19 protein-coding genes are annotated in these 21,136 nt (G+C 68.5%); 13 read left to right on the top strand and 6 right to left on the bottom strand.

Annotated elements, in window-relative coordinates; translation table 11 throughout:
• The 12 genes from ACZ5PO_RS31575 to ACZ5PO_RS31630 all read left to right on the top strand — a co-directional run bounded on the left by ACZ5PO_RS31575 (position 1) and on the right by ACZ5PO_RS31630 (position 15,696).
• Positions 1–1,071: a branched-chain amino acid ABC transporter permease gene (locus tag ACZ5PO_RS31575; protein WP_464186455.1), complete on the top strand. Its 1,071-nt coding sequence runs from the start codon at positions 1–3 to the stop codon at positions 1,069–1,071.
• 48 nt (positions 1,072–1,119) lie between these two features.
• Positions 1,120–2,373: an ABC transporter substrate-binding protein gene (locus ACZ5PO_RS31580; protein ID WP_464186458.1), complete on the top strand. Its 1,254-nt coding sequence runs from the start codon at positions 1,120–1,122 to the stop codon at positions 2,371–2,373.
• Between the two features lie 11 nt (positions 2,374–2,384).
• The gene (locus ACZ5PO_RS31585) at positions 2,385–3,209 is read left to right on the top strand and encodes an ABC transporter ATP-binding protein (RefSeq protein ID WP_464186460.1); all 825 of its coding nucleotides are present in this window, start codon (positions 2,385–2,387) and stop codon (positions 3,207–3,209) included.
• Positions 3,210–3,315: 106 nt separating this feature from the next.
• The gene (locus tag ACZ5PO_RS31590) at positions 3,316–4,866 is read left to right on the top strand and encodes an AMP-binding protein (protein WP_464186462.1); all 1,551 of its coding nucleotides are present in this window, start codon (positions 3,316–3,318) and stop codon (positions 4,864–4,866) included.
• A 166-nt stretch (positions 4,867–5,032) separates the two neighbouring features.
• The gene (locus tag ACZ5PO_RS31595; RefSeq protein WP_464186464.1) at positions 5,033–6,583 is read left to right on the top strand and encodes an AMP-binding protein; all 1,551 of its coding nucleotides are present in this window, start codon (positions 5,033–5,035) and stop codon (positions 6,581–6,583) included.
• Positions 6,584–6,754: 171 nt separating this feature from the next.
• Positions 6,755–7,285 carry an RNA polymerase sigma factor gene (locus tag ACZ5PO_RS31600; protein ID WP_464186466.1) on the top strand — a complete coding sequence of 177 codons (531 nt, stop codon included), beginning with the start codon at positions 6,755–6,757 and terminating at the stop codon, positions 7,283–7,285.
• Between the two features lie 131 nt (positions 7,286–7,416).
• The gene (locus ACZ5PO_RS31605; protein ID WP_464186468.1) at positions 7,417–8,373 is read left to right on the top strand and encodes a FecR family protein; all 957 of its coding nucleotides are present in this window, start codon (positions 7,417–7,419) and stop codon (positions 8,371–8,373) included.
• A 309-nt stretch (positions 8,374–8,682) separates the two neighbouring features.
• Complete coding sequence (locus tag ACZ5PO_RS31610; RefSeq protein ID WP_464186469.1) at positions 8,683–11,007, top strand: TonB-dependent siderophore receptor; 2,325 nt, start codon at positions 8,683–8,685, stop codon at positions 11,005–11,007.
• 10 nt (positions 11,008–11,017) lie between these two features.
• Complete coding sequence (locus ACZ5PO_RS31615; protein ID WP_464186471.1) at positions 11,018–11,908, top strand: ABC transporter substrate-binding protein; 891 nt, start codon at positions 11,018–11,020, stop codon at positions 11,906–11,908.
• Positions 11,895–13,889: a Fe(3+)-hydroxamate ABC transporter permease FhuB gene (gene fhuB / locus ACZ5PO_RS31620; protein ID WP_464186472.1), complete on the top strand. Its 1,995-nt coding sequence runs from the start codon at positions 11,895–11,897 to the stop codon at positions 13,887–13,889. Before ACZ5PO_RS31615 ends, fhuB begins: the two co-directional genes overlap by 14 nt.
• Before the next feature lie 89 nt (positions 13,890–13,978).
• Positions 13,979–14,443: an NUDIX hydrolase gene (locus ACZ5PO_RS31625; protein WP_464186473.1), complete on the top strand. Its 465-nt coding sequence runs from the start codon at positions 13,979–13,981 to the stop codon at positions 14,441–14,443.
• Entirely contained in the window at positions 14,440–15,696 is a 1,257-nt protein-coding gene (locus ACZ5PO_RS31630; protein ID WP_464186475.1) for an MgtC/SapB family protein, read from the top strand. Before ACZ5PO_RS31625 ends, ACZ5PO_RS31630 begins: the two co-directional genes overlap by 4 nt.
• Positions 15,697–15,730: 34 nt before the next feature.
• On the opposite strand, the gene ACZ5PO_RS31635 is transcribed toward ACZ5PO_RS31630, so the two are convergent.
• From ACZ5PO_RS31635 to ACZ5PO_RS31660, 6 genes are all read right to left on the bottom strand, one after another.
• Positions 15,731–16,120 (bottom strand): response regulator transcription factor, encoded by a 390-nt coding sequence (locus tag ACZ5PO_RS31635; protein WP_464186476.1) that lies wholly within the window; start codon positions 16,118–16,120, stop codon positions 15,731–15,733.
• Between the two features lie 205 nt (positions 16,121–16,325).
• Positions 16,326–16,934: a response regulator FixJ gene (gene fixJ, locus ACZ5PO_RS31640; protein ID WP_464186477.1), complete on the bottom strand. Its 609-nt coding sequence runs from the start codon at positions 16,932–16,934 to the stop codon at positions 16,326–16,328.
• Positions 16,924–18,468, bottom strand: coding sequence for a PAS domain S-box protein (locus ACZ5PO_RS31645; RefSeq protein WP_464186478.1), 1,545 nt, complete (start codon positions 18,466–18,468; stop codon positions 16,924–16,926). Before ACZ5PO_RS31645 ends, fixJ begins: the two co-directional genes overlap by 11 nt.
• 226 nt (positions 18,469–18,694) lie before the next feature.
• On the bottom strand, positions 18,695–19,111 hold the full coding sequence (locus tag ACZ5PO_RS31650; RefSeq protein WP_464186479.1) for a hypothetical protein: 417 nt from the start codon (positions 19,109–19,111) through the stop codon (positions 18,695–18,697).
• Positions 19,090–19,491 carry a universal stress protein gene (locus ACZ5PO_RS31655; protein ID WP_464186480.1) on the bottom strand — a complete coding sequence of 134 codons (402 nt, stop codon included), beginning with the start codon at positions 19,489–19,491 and terminating at the stop codon, positions 19,090–19,092. The genes ACZ5PO_RS31650 and ACZ5PO_RS31655 overlap by 22 nt, the downstream gene beginning before the upstream one ends.
• 11 nt (positions 19,492–19,502) lie before the next feature.
• Positions 19,503–19,907, bottom strand: coding sequence for a hypothetical protein (locus ACZ5PO_RS31660; protein ID WP_464186481.1), 405 nt, complete (start codon positions 19,905–19,907; stop codon positions 19,503–19,505).
• Between the two features lie 196 nt (positions 19,908–20,103).
• On the opposite strand from ACZ5PO_RS31660, the gene ACZ5PO_RS31665 reads away from it, so the two are divergent.
• On the top strand, positions 20,104–20,922 hold the full coding sequence (locus ACZ5PO_RS31665; protein ID WP_464186482.1) for a universal stress protein: 819 nt from the start codon (positions 20,104–20,106) through the stop codon (positions 20,920–20,922).
• Positions 20,923–21,136: the final 214 nt, after the last annotated feature.

Genomic DNA, 21,136 nt, shown 5'->3' on the forward strand with positions numbered 1-21,136 from the left:
ATGCTCTATCGCCAGGCTGGCATCCGCTACACCAGCTACCCCGCCGAGCGCCAGCTGTGGCCGCTCACGGTCGAGCGCGTGCTGATGGGCCTGATCCTGGCGCTGGCGCTGCTGGCGCCGGTGCTGCTCAGCCCGCTGCTGCTCTCCAGCTATCTGCTGCCGTGGGTGATCTGGTCGACGGCGGCGCTCGGCCTCAACCTGCTGATGGGCGGCGCCGGCCAGATCCACCTGGGCTACGCCGCCGTCATGGCGATCGGCGCCTACAGCGCCACCCACGCGGCTCGCGCCGGTCTGCCGTTCGAGCTCAGCCTGCTGGTCGCCGGCTTCGCCAGCGCCGTCATCGGCGTCATCTTCGGCGCCGCAGCGCTGCGCATCCGCGGCCTCTACCTCGCCATCGCCACGCTCGCCATGCAGTACATCGTCGATTTCGCCATCGGCCACATCCCGGCGATCAGCGGCGGCACCCAGGCGACGCTGGCGACGCCGGTGCCGCGCGTCCTCGGGCTGCCGGTCGAGGGACCGATCGGCGGCTACTACATCGCGCTCGCGGTGGCGATCGTGGTGACGCTGTTCATGCTCAACATCAGGCGCACCAGCCTGGGGCGGGCGCTCGCCGCCATCCGTGAGAAGGACTACGCTGCCGAGATCCTCGGCATCAGCGCCTTCCGCTACAAGCTGACGGCGTTCTGGACCAGCTCGTTCATCGGCGGCGTCGCCGGTGCGGTGCTGGTGTTCTGCTACTACCGCAGCGTCTCGCCCGAGCAGTTCCACCTGGAGACGTCGATCCAGCTCGTCGCCATGGTCATCGTCGGCGGCCTGGGCAGCGTGCTCGGCACCTTCCTGGGCGCAGCGCTGATCCTGCTCGCGCCGCTGGTGCTCAACACGCTGGTGACCAGCCTTGCCGACAGCGGACTGCCCATCGGCGCCGACCTGCGCGCCCACATCCCGCTGGTGCTCTACGGCGCGCTCATCGTCGGCTTTCTCATCGCCGAGCCGCTGGGGCTCGCCAAGCTCTACGACAACGCCCGCAACTACCTGCTGGTCTGGCCGTTCCGCCACGCCCGCAGCTAACCGCACCCGCGTCGCCAAGAAGCGTGGGGCTCATCGAGGAGGAAGGTCATGCACAGAAGCATCCGCGCGGCCGCATGGGCCGTGCTCGCCGGCGTATCCCTGCTGTCATCGGCCGCATCAGCACAGGATAAAGTCATCAAGTTCGCCACGCCGCAAGATTTCACCGTCGTCTATACGTTCGTGACGGCCGAGTACAACCAGGGCTACCGCGACTACATCACCATGATCAACGAGCGCGGCGGCCTGGGCGGCGTCAGGATCGACGTGCTGGTGTCCGACCACGGCAACGCCATCCAGCGCGGCATGGAGGCCTACGAGCGCTTCGTCCGCGACGGCGCCGTCCTGGTCGATCCGCTGTCGACCCCGGTGAGCCGCGCGCTGGTGACGCGCGCCTTGCAGGACAAGATCAACCTGATCACCACCGTGTCGGGCCGCAGCGACGCCGCCGACGGCACCGTCTTCCCCTACATCCTGCCGATGTCGCCGAGCTACTGGTCCCAGGTCGCCCGCGTCGTCGACTACATCCGGCAGGAGGAGAAGGACCTGAAGGGCAAGAAGCTGGCCTACGTCTATATCGACACGCCGTTCGGGCGCGAGTCGCTGCCGCTGTGGGAGGCGCTGGCCAAGAAGGACGGCTTCGAGCTGCAGACCTTCCCCTACGCGCCGCCCGGCAACGAGCAGTCGGCGGTGTGGACGCAGGTGCGCCGCTTCCGGCCCGACTGGGTGTTCATCGGTGGCGGCGGTGTCGGCCAGCCGGTCTCGATCAAGGAGGCGATCCGCAACGGCATCCGCGTCGACCGCATCGCCTCCTGGGTGTGGCTGTCGGAATCGGACATGGACGTGGTCGGCCGCGCCGAGGCCAAAGGGGTGCTGAAGTTCGCCGCCACCGAGCAGGGCGCCGACAGCAAGGTGATCAAGGACATCGTCGCCGAGGTCATCGACAAGGGCAAGGGCGCCGGCCCCAAGGAGAAGGTCGGCACCTCCTATTACAACGTCGGCGTCATGGCCGCCGCACTTGCGACCGAGGGCGCGCGCAAGGCGCTGGAGAAGAACCCGGCCGGGCCCTTCACCGGCGAGTGGCTCAACGCCGGGCTGACCAGCATCTCCAAGTTCGACCTCGGCGGCTTCCTGCCGCCGGTGACCATCACGCCCGAGGACCATCAGGGCGGCGGCCAGGGCAAGATCGCCCGCTGGGACGGCGGCAAATGGGTCACCATCACCGACTGGGGCGCGGCCGACCAGGACATCATCTGGGAGATGATCCGCAAGCAATCGGCCGAGTTCAAGGCCACGGGCAAGTAGGCGCGGCAGCGATGAGCGACACGCCTGCCCCCACCGCCGAGCCGCCCCCGATCCTGGTGGTGAACAACATCGAGGTGGTCTACGACAACGTCTTCCTGGCGGTGAAGGGCGTGTCGCTCGAGGTGGCGGAGGGCGGCCTCGTCGCCCTCCTCGGCGCCAACGGCGCCGGCAAGAGCACGACGCTGAAGGCGATCAGCGGCCTGCTGAAGCCGGAGCGCGGCCTCGTCACCCGCGGCGGCGTCGCCTTTCGCGGCGCCGGCATCCTCGGCCTCGATCCGCCAGACCGGGTGCGCCTGGGGCTGGTGCACGTGCTGGAGGGGCGCCGCGTGTTCGAGCACCTGACGCCGCGGGAGAACCTGATCGCCGCCACCTCCATGCACGGCGGCCGGCGCAACGTGAACGCCCTGATCGACCGCACCTTCACTTGGTTCCCGCGCCTCGCCGAGCGCGCCAAGGCCAAGGCGGGCTACCTCTCCGGCGGCGAGCAGCAGATGCTGGCCATCGGCCGCGCCCTGATGACCGAGCCCGCGCTCATCATGCTCGACGAGCCGAGCCTGGGCCTGTCGCCGCTGCTTGTGGACGAAATCTTCGACATCCTGCGCAAGGTCAACGCGGAGGCCGGCGTCGCCGTGCTGCTGGTGGAGCAGAACGCCGCCGCGGCTCTCGATTTCGTCGACCATGCCTACCTGGTCGACAACGGCCGCGTCGTCATGGGGGGCACCGCCGAGACCGTGAAGGCCAATCCCGACGTGCAGGCGGCCTACCTCGGCAGCGCCCACCAGGTCGACTACGCCGCGGTCAAGCACTACCGCCAGCGGCGCCGGTGGCTGTCGTGAGGGGTTGCACCAAATGCGAAAGCCGACTTCAGCAGCCGTCATGATATGCTGATTGCGCGGCCCCGAGGGGCGTCGAATAGAACAAGCAAGACATAAGGGGGTGGACATGTACCCGGGAGCCTACGCCGCCAGTCGAGCCGGCCAGCCAGCCATCATCATGGCCTCCTCCGGCGAGACGGTGACCTATGGGGAGCTCGAGAAGCGCAGCAACCGCTTGGCGCACCTGCTGCGCGACCGCGGCCTGAAGCGGCTCGATCACTACTCCATCTTCATGGAGAATAACGTCCACTACATCGAATGCTGTACGGCCGGCGAGCGCACCGGCCTCTATTACACCTGCATCAACTCGTTTCTGACGCCGGACGAGCTCGCCTACATCGTCAACAACAGCGAGTCCCGAGCGCTGATCTTCTCCCAGGCGAAGCGCGAGACGGCCGTCGCGGCGCTGCGCCAATGCCCCAAGGTCGAGTTCGCCATCGTCGTCGACGGCCCGGGCGACGGCGGCCGCATCCTCAACCTGGACGAGGCGACGGCAGGCTTGCCGGACACGCCGGTCGCCGACGAGGCGCTCGGCACGGCCATGCTGTATTCATCCGGAACCACCGGCCGGCCCAAGGGCATCGTGCGGCCGCTGCCGGACCAGCCGCCCTCGCAGCAGCTTCCCTTGTTCGACTTCCTCGTCAAGGCATGGCTCTACCGGGAGGGCATGACCTATCTCTCGCCGGCGCCGCTCTATCATTCGGCCCCGCAGGGGGCGGTGAACCTCACCATCCGCCAGGGCGGGACGGCGATCATCATGGAGCGTTTCGACCCTGAGCACTATCTCCAGCTGGTCGAGCGCTACCGGCCGACGCACAGCCAGCTGGTGCCGACCATGTTCTCGCGCATGCTCAAGCTGCCGGACGCCGTGCGAACGACCTACGACGTATCCTCGCTCGAGGTGGTCATCCACGCCGCCGCCCCCTGTCCCCCGCAGGTCAAGGAGCAGATGATCGAGTGGTGGGGTCCGATCATCCACGAGTACTACGGCGCTACCGAAGGCATGGGTTTCGCGACCTGCAACAGCGAGCAGTGGCTCGCCCATCGCGGCACCGTCGGCAAGATCGTGCTCGGGGACCTGCACGTGCTCGACGAGGAGATGAGGCCCCTGCCCAAGGGCGAGCCCGGCACCCTGTGGTTCAAGACGGCGACGCCGTTCGAGTATTTCAACGACCCGGCGAGGACTGCCGAGTCGCGCTCGGCGGATGGGTCCATGAGCACCGTCGGCGACGTCGGCTACGCCGACGACGACGGCTATCTCTATCTGACCGATCGCTCCACCTTCATGATCATTTCCGGCGGGGTGAACATCTATCCGCAGGAGTGCGAGAACCTGCTGATCACCCACCCCAAGGTGGCGGACGCCGCCGTCTTCGGCGTGCCCAACGAGGATCTGGGCGAGGAGGTGAAGGCGGTCGTGCAGGTCGTGCCGGGCATCGAGGCCGGCGAAGAGCTGGCGCGCGAGCTGATGGCGTTCTGCGCCGAGCACCTGTCGCGGCAGAAGTGCCCCCGCTCCATCGACTTCGAGGAAGAGCTGCCGCGCCTGCCCACCGGCAAGCTCTACAAGCGCCTGCTGCGCGACCGCTACTGGGGCGAGCGGACCAGCCGGATCGTGTAGCCGGTCCGGCGACGCGTCCGTGCCGTCCGGACATCGGGGCCGTCGCCGCAACGCCGCGGGACGTCCTGGCGAAAACCTGTTGCCAACGGCCGCTATTCTGCGCTGTGCTGACGGCAGAACGCGATACCGCCCAACGCGGATCGACCACATCGGAGGAACCGCTCGCATGTACCCTGGCAGCTATGCGACCACCCGTGCCGACCAGCCGGCCATCATCATGGCCTCCTCCGGCGAGACGGTGACCTATGGGGAGCTGGAGAACCGCAGCAATCGCCTGGCGCACCTGCTGCGCAGCCGCGGCCTGAAGCGGCTCGACCACTATTCGATCTTCATGGAAAACCACGTGCGCTACGCCGAATGCTGTGTCGCCGGCGAGCGCACCGGGCTCTATTATACGTGCATCAACTCGTTTCTGACGGCCGACGAGGTGGCCTATATCGTCAACAACAGCGAGTCGCGGGCGCTGATCTTCTCGCAGGCGAAGCGCGAGACGGCCATTGCGGCGCTGCGCCAATGCCCCCGGGTGGAGTTCGCCATCGTCGTCGACGGGCCGGGGGATGGCGACCGCATCCTCAACCTGGACGAGGCGACGGCCGGCCTGCCGGACACGCCGGTCGCCGACGAGTCGCTCGGCACGGCGATGCTCTACTCGTCCGGAACGACCGGCCGGCCCAAGGGCATCCTGCGCCCCCTGCCGGAACAGCCGCCGGGCCAGCAGCTCCCGGTCTTCGACTTCCTGCAGGCGACGTGGCAGTTTCACGACAGCCCGATCTATCTGTCGCCCGCCCCGCTCTACCACTCCGCGCCCCTTGGGGCGTTGGCGCTGTGCATCCGCAGCGGCGGCACCACGATCATCATGGAGAAGTTCGATGCCGAGCAGTTCCTCGCGCTGACGGACAAATACAGGCCGACGCACACCCAGATGGTGCCGACCATGTTCTCGCGCATGCTCAAGCTGCCCGAGGCGGTCCGCCTGAAATACGACGTGTCGTCGTACAAGATTGCCATCCATGGGGCCGCCCCCTGCCCGCCCCAGGTCAAGGAACAGATGATCAAATGGTGGGGTCCCGTCCTGCAGGAGTACTACGGCGCGACGGAAGCCAATGGCCTCGCCATCTGCGACAGCCACCAATGGCTCGCCCATCACGGCACCGTCGGCCAGATCGTCTTCGGTGACGTCCACATCCTCGACGAGGACATGAAGCCGCTGCCGAAGGGTACGCCCGGCACCATCTGGTTCAAGACGGCGAGCCCGTTCGAATACTTCAACGATCCGGACAAGACGACCGAAACCCGCTCGCCCGACGGCACGATGACCACCGTCGGCGACGTCGGGTATGTGGACGACGACAACTACCTCTACCTGACCGACCGGGCGACGTTCATGATCATCTCCGGCGGGGTGAACATCTATCCGCAGGAGTGCGAGAACCTGCTGATCACCCACCCCAAGGTCGCCGACGCCGCCGTCTTCGGCGTGCCCAACGAGGACCTGGGCGAGGAAGTCAAAGCCGTCGTGCAGGTCATGCCGGGGATCGAGGCCGACGACGAGTTGGCCCGCGAGCTGATGGCGTTCTGTGCCGAGCACCTGGCGCGGCAGAAATGCCCGCGGTCCGTCGACTTCATCGAGGAGATGCCGCGCCTGCCCACCGGCAAGCTGTACAAGCGCCTGCTGCGCGACCGCTACTGGGGCAACCGCACCAGCCGGATCGTCTGACGCGGGCCTCCGCACGGCCGCCATCAGCCGCTATGTGTCTGATATCGCGGGGCCTGGGACGGCGCGGTCCAGACCCTGGACGGCTACTTTTGAATCCCTCCAAGCTATTGAACTTGCAGGACTTATGACGATCGCGGTAAAGCGGACACGGCAACGACCTGGGTTCGGAACGTGTCCGAGGCGATCACTCTCGATAACGACGATCTGCTCAACCGGGCGATCGAAGCGCACTATGCGGACATCAAGGCGGCCGTTCGCCGGCGCGGACATTCCAAGTCCGTCGCCTCGGAGATCGTTCACGACCTCTACATCAAGCTGGCCGAGCAGCCCGACGCTCTGCGCGGGAAGCGGTCGATCGGCGCCTTCCTCTGCCGCGCGGCGATCAACATGGGCATCGATCGCCTGCGCCGCACCCGGTTCGAGGAGCGGCTGTTCTCGGGCACGGCGAGCGAGGCCCTGGCGGTGCATGCGGCCACCGCGGCACCGGACCACGGACTGGAGGTCGAGGCGAGGCTGACGGTGCTGCGTCAAGCGATCGCGGAGCTGCCGGCGCGCCGACGCGCCGTGTTCGTGCTTCACCGGCTGCATCGAATGGAGCCGGAGACTATCGCCTGCAAACTCGGCATCTCGCGCAACATGGTCGATCGCCACCTGCGGCGGGCCCTCGCCCATTGCCTGGATCGCCTCCTCGATATCGAATAAAGCGGGACGGGATTCGCGCGGAATCGCCGTCCCCGTCCGGGGATGGGGTTCTTCGCATCGGGCCTTCGAGGCTGCCTCGCCGCGGCAGCGACGGGGCCTTCCAATCTGCCCGCGAGCGGTCGGGAGCCGTGATGGCGGTGAAGCAAGCGGCGCGAAGCAAACGCCGACGCCACGCGGAGGCGGCGGACTGGCTCCTGCGGAACCGGGATGGGCAGCTGTCTCCGACCGACAAGCGGGCGTTCGAGGCCTGGCTGGAGCGCGACCCCGCCAACCGGGCGGCTTACGAAGCGGCCGAGCGGCTGATGGGCGAGGCGCGCCGCGCCATTCTGACCGACCCGTCCCTGCGCGAGCTCGGGCCGAGCCGCCGGCGTGCCGTCAAGCCGACCCTAGCTGTGGTCGGCGCCGCCGGCCTGCTCGGCGCCTGGTTCGTCCTGTCCGATGGCCTCGTGCGGATGCAGGCCGACGCCGTGTCCGGCCCCGGCGAAATGCCGGTCATCAACCTCGCCGATGGCTCGACCATTCAGCTCAATGCGTCCTCCGCGGTCGCCTACGACGTCTCCGCCACAGCTCGCACCGTGCGGCTGCTGCGCGGCGAGGCCTTCTTCCAGGTCGCGCCCGACCCGCAACGACCGTTCTCTGTGGAGGCGCAGGGCGGTCGCACGACGGCCCTCGGAACGGCGTTCAACGTGCGCCTCGGCGACACGGAAACGGATGTCGCGGTGACTGAGCACGCCGTTGCCGTGACACCGCTCGCCACCGGGGGCGCCGCCGACCGGGTGCGCGAGGGCCAGCAGGCGGCCTATGGCCGCGACGGCCGGGTCAAGAGCGTTCGGCCGTTCGACCCGGCCGTGGCGCTGGCGTGGCGGCGCGGCCAACTCGTCGTCGACAATGCCCCCCTGGCCGATGTCGTGACCGAGATCGGCCGCCACTTCTCCGGCCGCATCCTGATCGTCGGCAGCGGTGTCGCCGACCGGCGGGTGAGCGGCACCTTCGCCATCGGCGAGCCCGAGGCCGCCCTGGCACTGCTGGAGCGGAGCCTGGGCATCACCGCAATGCGGCTCGGCCCCCTGATCATCATCCGGGGGTGAGGCGGCCACGCCGACTCCGAGATTCACCGGGCATCCGACGCGATGTGGATTTCGGGTTCACCGCGGGCGGCGCCGATATTTTCTTTGAGACGGACAGTCCCGAACGCCGAGCCCCATTCGTCACCACAGTGAGCGGCCTCCTGGGAGCCGCGACGGATGGGGAATCGCGGCGGCTTCGCGCGTCGCGGAAGCGGGGGCTTGATGACGACGAACGGACGGCGACTGTGCAAGGGACGGCCAGCGGCGGCCGTCTCCCGTCCGGCCATGCTGGCCGGCGCGATGATGGCTCTGCAAGCTGGGGCACCGGTCATGGCGCAGGATCCCCCTCAGGCCCGCACCGCGGCGCGGTCGATCTCGGTGCCCGCCGGCCCGCTGACACCGGCCCTGAACCGCCTGGCCGCCCAGACCGGGCTGCAGATCCTCTTCGATGCCCATCTGGCCAACGGCAAGACGACCCGCGGCGTCCGCGGCAGCATGTCGGCGCAGCACGCGCTGGCCGCGCTGCTGGACGGCACCGGCCTCGCCGTCCGCGCGGTCGGTGCCAACGCCGTGACCATCGTCGCGCCGCCCGCCCCGGAGGTGGCGGCGGCGGCGCCCGGCGCCGTCGTCCTCGATACGATCGACGTTCGTGGACGCCCCATGTCGGCGAGCACGGACGGAACCGGCTCGTACACCAGCGACACGGTGACCGTGGCGGGCAAGCTGCCGGCCAACGTCAAGGAGGTGCCGAATTCGATATCGGTCGTGACGCGCCAGCGGATGGACGACCAGAACATGGTCACCATCCAGGATGCGCTGAAGCAGACGACCGGGGTCGTCGCGTTGCCCTACAGCGGCAACATGGATGGGCATTACTACGCCCGCGGGTTCAGCCTCGGCACGCAGTACGACGGCATGGCGGTATCGACCGGCATCCGCGGCATGCCGCAGTTCGACCTCGCCATGTACGACCGCATCGAGGTGCTGCGCGGCCCGGCAGCCCTGTTCAACGGCGCCGGCGACATGGGCGGCATCGTCAACCTGGCGCGGCGCCGGCCTCTGGACGTCTTCAAGATCGGCGGCGGCGTCGACGTCGGTTCCTGGAACAACTACCACGGCCAGGTCGACGTGACCGGTCCGCTGGTGGAGTCCGGCGCCATCCGCGGCCGCGCGATCGTCGCCGGCACCGATCAGGATTACTTCTACAAGACGGCCTTCAGCCAGCGCTGGATGGGATACGGCATCGTCGAGGCCGACCTCGGCCCCGCCACGACCCTGACGCTCTCGGCGGCCCATCAGGATAGCCGCTCGATTCCCGTGTACGGCTGGGGCACCTATCCGGACGGGCGGATGGTGAACGTCCGCCGCAGCGTATTCCCGGGCGCCGATTGGGGAATTTCCAAGTACCCGACGACGGAAGCCTACGTCGACCTGAAGCATCGCTTCGACAACGGCTGGGTGCTCGAGAGCAGCTTCCTCCATCGCGACCTGGAGGTCACCGGCAAGCAGGCCTATGTCTTCGGCACGCTGGATCCGGTGACCAACACCACCACCATCGCCACGCAAACGATGGATCAACGCTACGACTGGAACATCGCCGACGCCCACGTCGGCGGTCCGATCGAGCTCTTCGGCCGGATGCACCAGCTCGTCCTCGGCGCCAACTACAGCTACTATCTCGCCCATGTGGGCACGTCGCCCTTCACGACGCTGCCGGACTGGAACATCTACGGTCCGAGCCTGGCCGACCCGCAGCTGGCCGTCACCGACGGCACCGACACGCGCACGGTGCAATACGGCGCCTACGGCCAGGCGCGCATCAAGCTGTTCGACCCGCTGACGCTGGTGCTGGGCGGCCGGGTCACGAACTATGAAGGTGAGACGCGGAACTACCTGCCGACCACGACGGCGTGGAAGGAGACGTCCAAGACGAATGGCAAGTTCACGCCCTATGCAGGTATCGTCTATGACGTCACGAAGGAGATCACCGTCTACGCCAGCTATTCCGACATCTTCATCCCGCAGACGCAGCTGACGGTCGGCGGAGCGGCCCTGCCGCCGGAGGAAGGCCGCCAGCTCGAGACCGGCATCAAGGGGCAGTTCCTCGACGGCCGGCTGAACGCCTCGTTCGCCGTCTTCAACATCAAGGACCGCAACCGGCCGCTCGTCGATCAGTTCAACCCAGGCTACTACGTCGCCGCCGGCGAGGTCGAGAGCAATGGCCTGGAAGTCGAGATCAGCGGCACCGTCACCGAAGGTTGGAACCTTTACGCCGGGTATTCCTACACCCACGCGGAGTATTCGAAGGATCCGAAGCTCGTCGGGCAGCGCTACGACCCTCGCCAGCCCGAACAGATGGGCAAGCTGTGGACCACCTACGCGTTCCAGAACGCGGCCCTGTCCGGTTGGAGCATCGGCGGCGGGGTCCGCCTCGCCAGCGGCATGCGCAGCGACAGCGCCCCCATCATCAGGCAGGCCGGCTACGCCGTCGCCGACGCGCAAATCGGATACAAGTTCAACGACACCATCAAGGCGACCTTGACGGTGAACAACATCTTCGACGAGCGATACTTCGAGCGCGTGGGTTGGACCACCTGGTTCAACGACTTCGGCGCGCCGCGCAACGTAACGTTCTCGCTGAGAGCGACCTTCTGAGACCCGGCAATTGGCCGCGAACCCGCCTCGGATCTCGCGCAGGCTGTTATTGGCCGGCGCGGCTACCTCCTGTCCTCTCCTCGGGACATCGGCGCTCCGCGCGGCGTCCGGGCGGTTCGTGACGCTGGACGCGGCCTTGACCCAGACGGTGCTCGCGCTGGGCACGGTTCCGGTGGCGATCGCCGACCGCGACTTCTACGTCCGTTTCGTGATCGAGCCGCCCCTGCCGGCCGATGTCATCGAGATCGGCTCGCGGGCGGAGCCGAACATCGAGGCGCTGTGCGAACTCGGTCCCGACCGCATCCTGTATTGCCCCGAGTTCGGCCGCCCGCCCACGGCCATCACGATTGCCGCGCCGACACTCGCCGTGCCGATCTACGCGCCCGGCGCACTGTCCGTCCTCGACTGTGCCGTCGACGCGACGCGCATGATCGGCAAGGCGATCGGGGCCGCACGGCGTGCGGACGACTATGTCGACGCGGTCACCACGATCATCGAGGGCGCGCGCACGCGACTCTCGGCCTGCCGGGACGAGACCTTCTGCCTCTTCACGTTCCTGACCGAGCGGCGGGCCAGGCTCTACACGAAGCGGAGCCTCCTCGGCGGCGTGCTCGCCGCGCTCGGCATCGACAACGCCGTCGACGTGCCGGGCAATGTGTGGGGCTCGGTCGATATCGCCGTGGAATCGCTCGCCGACCATCAAGCCGCGGTGTTCGTTCACATCGGCGAGATCTCCCCTCGCGCCGCGGCCGGCCCGATCTGGCGCGCTCTGCCGTTCGTGCGTCGCGGCAACGTCGTCGCATTGCCCACCACCTGGATGTTCGGCGGCCTGCCGTCGGTGGCGCGGTTTGCCAGCGGCCTGGTCGTCGCGATGGAGCGCCGCTCCGATGACGGCCGGTAGCGGCATGGCCCGCTCCCGCCCATCCACGCTCCTGCTCGCCGTAAGCGCCGTGGCCTTCGTGGCAGCGGTGATGACGGTAGCGGGAGCCTGTGCACGCTTGCCGGCCGGCGAGTGGTGGCAGGCCTCGTGGGGGCCTGATGGTTCGAGCATCCGCCAGGTCATCTTCCACGCCAGCTACCTGCCGCGGATCGTGGTGAGCTGGCTGGCCGGAGCCATGCTGGCGCTCGCAGGGGTCATCTTCCAGCAGGCCCTCCGCAACCCGCTGGCGGAGCCGACGACGCTCGGCGTGTCCTCGGGCGCCCTTCTCGCCCTCACCCTCACCGCCCTCTGGTCGCCCGGCCTGCTCGCAGCAGCGCCCGACCTGGTCGCCCTCACGGGTGCCGCCACCGCCATCGGACTGGTCTTCTGCCTAGCCGTGGGTCGGGGCCTGTCGCCCGCCACATTGATCATGGCCGGGTTGATCGTGACGCTGTCGTGCGGCACGGCGACCTCCCTTCTCGCGCTGTTCCACCACGAGGCGCTGACCAGCGTGTTCATCTGGGGATCGGGGTCGCTGACCCAGAACGGCTGGAACGTCGCAGCCGGCCTCGCGCCGCGCTTTGCTGCGGCGGTCGCTATGCTGGTGCCGTTGCTGCGTCCGCTGTCGCTGCTGACGCTGGACGACGACGGTGGCCGCAGCCTCGGCCTCCCGGTCGATGCCGTCCGGCTGGCGGGCCTGCTCGTCGCCGTGGCGCTCGCGGCCGTCGTGGTCAGTGCCGTCGGCGTGCTCGGCTTTGTCGGACTGGCTGCCCCGGCGCTGGTGCGGACGGCGGGCGCCCGAACGTTTCGGCAGCGCGTCGTCTGGTCGCCGCTGCTCGGAGCCGCATCGTTGTGGCTCGCCGATCAGATGGTCCAATTCGTCAACTCGCCGCTCAGGGATTGGCCGACCGGCAGTTTCGTCGCGCTGCTCGGCGCGCCGTTCATGCTGTGGCTGGTGCCGCGGCTGAAGGGCGCGCCGCCTCGCGCCGCGCCCTCGGGCGACCGGGAGTGGAGACTTCGTCGGCCATGGGCCGTCATCGGCGCCGGCCTCGTCGCGCTGCCCGTCGCCGTCATCGTCGCCCTGCACCTCGGCGCCGGCCTGACCGGCTGGAGCTGGGGCCTGACCGACGCGCGGCTGCTGGAGTTGCGCGCGCCGCGTCTGGCGGCGGCACTCGCCGCCGGCTCCATGCTGGCGATCGCGGGCGGCCTCATGCAAAGGATGACGGGCAACGACATGGCCAGCCCGGAACTGCTGGGGGTCGGCGCCGGAGCATCGCTGGGCGTCATCCTGCTCGCCGTCGTCGCCCCGGAAGCCGATCGCCTCGCGCAAACAGTGGCGGCTGCGGGCGGGGCGGCCGCCGCGCTGGCACTCGTACTGGTGCTCGGCCGCCGTGCCTCGTTCGCCGCCGACAGCATGCTGCTCGGCGGCGTCGCGCTCGGCACGGCGTTCGGCGCATTAGTCACCATGCTGATCGCGGTTGGCGATCCGCGCTTGGGCACGCTGCTGAGCTGGGTGTCCGGATCGACCTATCGCGTCACGGCGTCCGACGCCGTCGTCGCCTGCACCCTGGCCACAGCGGCGGCAACGGCCGTCCCGCTCTGCACGCGCCGGCTCGAGATCCTGTCGCTGGGCGACGCCGCCGCACGGGCGCTCGGCCTCGACCTCTTCGCCAGCCGACGACTGATCCTGCTGCTGGCCGCGGTGACGACAGCGGCCGCGACGACGATCGTCGGCCCCCTCAGCTTCGTCGGCCTGATGGCGCCGCACGCGGCGCGCCTGATGGGCATCCGGCGCGCCCTGCCGCACCTGCTCGCATCGGCGCTCCTCGGCGCGCTGATCATGGTGCTGGCGGACTGGCTCGGCCGCAACCTGCTGTTTCCGCGCCAAGCGCCAGCGGGGCTGCTGGCGGCGGCCGTCGGCGTGCCCTGGACCATGGTCCTCATGTATCGGCGCCGGCGGTAGCGGCCGTGATCGTCCCGTCACTCCAGCCGCTTGCGTCGAGCCGCCGGTCGTGACCTCCTCAGGCGAGGTGCGATCGGGCGACGGGGACGATGAAGAGCGCTGGCATCCTCATGTACAAGCGCGACCAGGGCCAGACCCTCGTCCTTCTCGTCCATCCGGGCGGCCCCTATTGGCAGCGGAAGGATCTCGGCGCGTGGTCGATCCCCAAGGGACTGCGCGGCGCCGATGAGGATGCCGAAACTGCGGCGCGGCGCGAGTTCGCGGAAGAGCTCGGGGTCGCCGCCGATGGGCCCCTGCGGCCACTCGGTTCGGTGCGCCAGCGGGGCGGCAAGGAGGTCGAGGCCTTCGCGCTCGAAGGCGATGTCGACGTCGAGCGATTGCGCAGCAACACCTTCGAGATCGAATGGCCGCCGCACAGCGGGCGGCGGCAGGCCTTTTCCGAGGTCGACCGCGCCGGCTGGTTCACGCTCGCCGCCGCGCGGGAGAAGATCCTGGCAAGCCAGCAGCCGTTGCTCGACCGGCTCGAAGCGTTTCTCGGGCGCGAGGGATCATGAACACCGATCTGGCACTCAGGCTCGCCCTCGCACTGGCCATCGGGCTGGTGATCGGCCTGGAGCGCGGCTGGCAGCAACGGGACGAAGCAGCCGGCAGTCGCACCGCGGGCATCCGCACCTACAGCCTCATCGGGCTGCTCGGGGGCGTCTTCGGCGCCCTCGGCAGCGCGACCGGCGCTCCCGTGCTCATCGGCGTCGGCTTCATCGGCTTTAGCGCCGTCTTTGCCTGGTTCAGCCGTGCGGAAGCAGAGCGCGACCGCGACTACAGCGTCACCGGCACCATTGCGGCCATGCTCGTCTATGGCCTGGGCGCCTGCGCCGTGGTCGGTGACATGCAGCTCGCGGCCATGGTCGCGATTGCCGCCGCAGCGCTGCTCGCCAGCCGGGAGCGGCTCCATGCGCTTCTGGAGCGGATCACCTGGGCGGAACTCCGCTCCGCCCTGCTGCTGCTCGCCATGACGGCGATCGTGCTGCCGTTTCTCCCGAACCGCGCGATCGACCCTCTCGGGGTCGTCAATCCGCGGGAGATCTGTCTCTTCACGATCATGGTCGCCGGCCTCTCCTATGCCGGCTACGTCGCCATGCGGGTGCTCGGGCCGTCGACGGGCGTGATCGTCACCGGCCTGACCGGCGGGCTGGTGTCGTCGACGGCCGTGACCTTCGCCTTCGCGCGCCGGGCTGCGACAGGGGAGGATGCGCGGATCCTGTTTGCCGGCGCGGCTAGCGCGGGTGCGGTGTCCCTGGTGCGGGTGCTCGTCGTCGTCGCTGTGCTGAAGCCGGCCGTGGCCGTCGCCATCGCCGCCCCGGTCCTGGCCGCCGCAGCGGTTCTCTTGGCGCCGGCGGTGTTCACCGTCGTGCGCTCCGCCAAGGGCGAGGCGGTCGACATGAAGCTGGGCAACCCGTTCGATCTGGCGCCGGTCCTCGTCTTCGCGCTGCTGCTGGCGGGCGTGAGCCTGGCTGCGGCCTGGGTCAACAGCCGCTTCGGCGCGGCCGGCCTCTATCCGGTGGCCGCGATCTCGGGGCTCATCGATGTCGATGCGGTGTCGGTGTCGGCGGCCCGCCTAGCGGGCGGGAGCATCGGCGTTCCCATAGCGGCTGGCACCATCCTCGTGGCGCTCGCCTCCAACGCCTTGGCGCGCGCCTGCTACGCCGGCTTCGTCGAGCGTGGGCCTCTGGCGCTGCGGCTCGCCGGCACCACCCTCGGCGCCTTCTGCGCCGGGGGGCTCGCCATGCTCGGGTCGCAAGCCTTCTGATGCGGCCCGCGGCCGGCCCCTCCGCCCCCTGTTGTCAACTCGCCATGTGCGGCGGGTGGCGGGCTCTTTCGATGACGGACAACAGCGCATCCTGCGACAACGGCTTCTCGATCAAGTCGATCCCCGCCGCCTGCGCCCGCGTCCGGATGCCCGGATCCGGGTGCCCGGTGATCAACACGACGGGCGCGTCGACGCCGAGGGCGCGCAGCCGCTGCACCACGTCGATGCCGTCCATGCCCGGCATCTTGACGTCGATGATCAGGCAGCCGGGGTTCGATCGCGGCACGGTCGACAGCAGTTCGCCCCCGTCGTGAAACGACACGACGTCGTAGCCCTCGCTCTCCAGCAGGAAGCGAAGCGAGCTGAGAACGCCGGGATCGTCATCGACGATGAAGATGGGCCGGGGGCCGGGGACTGTTGTCATGAAGCGGTTCCGCGCCCCGCGCGCGCCAGCATGTCTCGATCGGATCGCCATATCCGGTCGCACAGGAATGCTCCAACTCGTTGAGTCTGGGGCATTTCTCTCCGATCGGCCGCCGCCCGACCAGGACGTGCTCGATGATCGAGACGCGGGCCTGTTCCACGAATGTTACGCTGACGCGGCCCCGTCGGCTTGATCTCCCTCAATATCAGGCGAGGCCCGCTCGCACCGCCGAGCGGACCAGCTCGGAGATGCTGCTCGCCTGCATCTTGGTCATGACGTTGGCGCGGTAGATCTCGACCGTTCGCGGACTGATCTCCAGGCGCCGCGCGATGACCTTGTTCGGGTCTCCGGCGACAAGGCGCTCGAACACTTGGCGCTCGCGCTGGCTCAGCCGATCGAGGCGCAGAACGAAGTCCTGGAGCGCGGGGTCGGCCGGCGCGGCAGCCGGCGGCTCGAGCGCGGAGCGGACGGCCCTCAGCAGGTCTTCGTCGTCGAACGGCTTCTCGATGAAGTCGGTGGCGCCGAGCTTCATGGCCTCCACCGCAAGCGCCACGTCGCCGTGCGCGGTCATCAACACCACCGGCAACGGCTTGCCGCTGGCCCTGATGCGGCGCAGCAGCTCCAGTCCGTCGATCCCGGGCATGCGGATATCGGACAGGACGCAACCGCTCGTGACGTGATCGAGCGCGTCGAGCAGCGGCTGTGCACCGTCGAAGAGCTGGACGGCGAAGCCTGCCGAATCGAGCAGGAACTCGACGGATTCCCGCACCGCGGAATCGTCGTCCACCACATGTATGAGCGGCTTAGTCGACATCGCCGCGTTGGTCCTGGTCCTGCTCCACGGCCGGCAGGGTCAGCCGGAACGAGGCGCCGCCCCGCGGATTGGGCTCGGCCCACAGCCGGCCGCCATGCGCCTCGACGATGGTCCGGCTGATCGACAGCCCGACGCCCATGCCGTTCGCCTTCGTCGTCATGAACGGCTGGAACAGCTTGTCGGCGATTTCCGGTGCGATGCCGGGGCCCGTATCCGCAACGGTGATCTCGACCTGGCCGCCGGCGGCCCGCGACGAGACCGTCAGCTCCCGATGAGTCGAATCCTGCATGGCGTCGAGGGCGTTACGCAGCAGGTTGACGAGCACCTGCTGGATCTGGACACGGTCGGCCATGATCTGCTGGGCGGCCGGATCCAAGTCGAAACGCGTCGTCACGCTATGCTCCCGTGCACCCACGAGCGCAAGCGCGCTGGCCTCGTCGATCAGGCGCGACACGATTTCCGGGTGGCGCTCGGTGTCACCGCGAGAGACGAACTCGCGCAGCCGGCGAATGATCTGACCGGCGCGCACGGCCTGGTCGGCGGCCTTCGACAGCGCCTCCTTCACCCGCGGCAGGGCCTCGGGCTCGGCCTGATCCAGCAGCCTCCGGCTGCCCTTCAGGTAGTTGCTGATCGCCGCGAGCGGCTGATTGAGCTCATGGGCCAGGGCGGACGCCATCTCGCCCATCGCCGTGAGGCGGGAGACATGGACGAGCTCCGACTGCAGCTCCTGAAGCCGGGCCTGGGTCTGCTGGCGCTCGGTGAGGTCGTTGATGAAGCCGGTGAAGAAGACCCGCTCGCCCGAGCGCATCTCGCCCACGGTGAGCTCCATCGGAAAATGCGAGCCGTCGTGCCGCCGCCCGGTGACGATCCGGCCGATACCGATAATCTTCCGCTCCCCCGTCGCCAGGTAGTGCTCGAGGTAGCCGTCGTGGCGCTGGCGGTCTGGCGCCGGCATCAGCACGCTCACGTTCTGGCCGACCATATCGTCCGCCCGGTACCCGAACAGCTGCTCGGCGGCCGCGCTGAACGACTGCATGATGCCACGTTCGTCGATGACGATCATGGCCTCGGGCACCGTGTCGAGGATCGACCGCAGGTGCTCGCGCTGGGCCCGCAGGTCCTCTTCGGCCCTCTTCTGCTCGTCGATGCTGAAGATGACGCCGCGCAGCTCGACAGGACGGCCGTCCGCGTCGGACCGGGCCTGCCCCCTGGCGCGCAGCCAGCAGGTCTCGCCGTTGGCGCGGATGACGCGATAGTCGACTTCGTAGTGCCCGCCTTGGACGAGCGCCCGACGGATCACGGTGGCCCTCGTGTCCCGGTCCGACGGGTGCACGGTCGCCTGGGTGCTGTCGAAGGTGTGGCACTGCCCGTCCGCCACGCCGAGGAGCTCGGCACACGTGGCGGACAGGACGATCTCGCCCGTCGCGGGATTCAGCGACCAGGTGCCGATCCCCGCCCCGTCGAGGGTCATCCGCAGATCGTCGGACACCTTGCCCGGATTGGCCCCGGGCCCGACGTCCGATCGCTCGCTCATGGCCGTGGGATTGATCGTCCGAGGCAAAACGAGGCTCTGCTCTCCACCGTCGTCGCCCGGATTGAGCCGACCCTCCGTGTATCGGGCAAAAGTCTCGGAAAAATCAACCCGGCCGCGGCGCGCCCCATCCTTGAGCCGTAAGGCGAGGCGGTCAAGCCGGCCGCCCCGCCGGGGGTAAAGGTGCCGCGGACGGCGCCCGAGCCGCCGGGAAGGCCGTCAGGTTGGCTTACTCCGCCTGGACGCGAGCGACACGATAGGTGCGGTCGTCGTCCTCGTCACGAATCGACACGTACTCCCCCTCGATCAGACGATGCCGGTCCAGCCGATATCCGGCCTCATCGTCGTCGGCCCGATCGACATCGTAGTCGATCAGCCACGTGGCGCCGCCGGCGCCGCCGGCGCGGTGCACGAGCTGCCCGACCTGATCGGGCTCGCCCACCCGGAAGCGGCGCACCCGGCACCGGGCTCGCTGGTGCGCCCACTCCTGCGCATCGAGATGTCCATCCTCGTCGAGCGGCGCGACGATGTCATAGCCGTGCTGATCGCTGCCAGCAGGGTAATCCGGGCATCGTGCCAGATGGAGGACAATATGTTTCAGCATCGCATGCGCCTCGTTCACGATCAGTGCGCCATCAGGCAGCACAATGGAGCCTTGTGAAGCAGTTCGTGCGTCACCCCGCCGAAGAGCAGCTCGCGCATCCGGCTGTGGCCGTAGGCGCCGGCGACGATCAGATCGGCGCGGCACTTCGCCGCCTCCTCGAGAATGTGCGCCGCAGCCGCCGTCTCGCTGCCCTGCCGGATCACGGGGCCGGCCGCGACATTGGCCCGCTGCAGGTAGCGTGCGACGTCGCGTGCGCCCTCCCCGTCCGCCCCCTCGCCGACCGTGAGCACGACGACCTCTTCGGCTTTCCTCAGCAGGGGCAGCGCATCCTTCACCGCGCGCCGCGCCTCCGGGACGTCTTTCCAGGCCACGACGACGCGACGCGCCGACACGTGCCGAATGCCGGGCGGCACGACCAGCACGGGCCTGCCCGTCACCAGCGCCGCTTCGCCCGCATCGATGAAAAAGTGAGCCCCCACCGCTCATGGTCGCAGTTCTGCGCAACCACGACGAGGTCGGCAGCGCGGGCGTGCTCCGCCAGGAACCGCCCAGGCAGGCCGACGCCCGAACGCCATTCGAGGCGGCCGTACGAGCCGGCCCCGCTGCGAAAGAGTTGCTCGGCCTTGTCGAGATCGGCGGCAATTCTCCGCTCCTCTTCCGCGATCACCGGCGAGTTGGTTCGGAGGCCGGCGGGATCGATCGAAAAGTAGTCGATCTTGCGGGCGGCGGCGCCGATCAGCGTCGCATCGAAACGGTCGGCCAGGTCCGCCGCCAGCTTCACCCGGTCGCCGGCGTTCGGGCCGAGGTCCAGCGAAACCATGATGGTCCTGATCGTCATCGCGTCTGCTCCACGTCGCTCGACTGAGTATGAGATATTGGAACGGGCGCTTCATTGATGGAAGTCAAGCGGATGGTTCGGCGCTTGCGGCAGATCAAGGATCGTTTCGGCGTCTCCGGCACAATGCAGACGAGCGGCCGTCCAGCGAGACGTTCGCCCACGGTCGTTCGTGGCTTGCAATGAACGGAGCCAACCGATGTTCAAGGATATTGTCGTCATCATCGACGACGTCGGCGAAAAGGCGGCCCCGTACGCGTTGACGCTGGCGAAGGAGCTCAGATCCTATCTGACCGCCGTATGCGTGGCGCCCGACACCCCGTTCGCGACATTCGCCAACGCCGAAGTGCGCTACGACATGATCGCCGCGGCACGCGAGAAGGCCAACGACGAGGCGCGCGCGACCGTGGCGGCCTTCGCCCACCAGGCCACGCGGGCGGACGTGGAGATCGACAGCCACGTCATCTGCGATTCGAGCGAATTCGTGCGCCGGCGCCTGCTCGGGGTGACACGCGCCTGCGACCTCGTCGTCATCGAGCAGCGCCAGCCCGACCGGATCAAGCCGTCCGACGAGCACCTGGAAACGCTCCTGCTCCACTCGGCCCGCCCCACGCTCATCGTGCCCTACATCGGCGTCAGGGAGGTCGCGTTCGGCAAAGTCACGGTCGCCTGGGACGGCAGCGCGACCGCGGCGCGCGCCATGCGGGACGCCATCCCCCTGCTGCAGCGCGCGAGCCAGGTGCAGATCGTCCACGTCGCGCCCGAGCACACTGTCGCCGACGAGCCGCATAAGCGGCTGATCCGCTACCTCGGCCGGCATGGCATCGAGTCCACGTTCTACGTTCTGCCGAGCCCCATGCCGGTGGCCGATGCCTTGTTGTCACACGTCTCCGACCACGAGAGCGATCTCCTGGTCATGGGCGCCTACGGCCACTCTCGCTTCATGGAAGCGCTCCTGGGTGGCGCCAGCCGCACCATCCTGGAGAGCATGACCGTGCCGGTGCTGATGTCGCACTGAGGTTGTCGACGCTTTTGGCGTATTTCACGGCGACCTGGCAGGTTGTCGGCAATCGAATTAGCACAATACCTCACATCTTCTACGCCGTGGCCGGGCCTGATTCGGCCACGACGATTAGTGAGGCAGCTACGCCGATGCCAACCCTTTCGCCATTGGATGATTACCATCCAATGGATGAGAAATGCTCATAACCTTTCGGATTTGGAGCGCTTCT

The sequence above is a fragment of the Chelatococcus sp. KU-N122 genome (genome assembly GCF_055391085.1).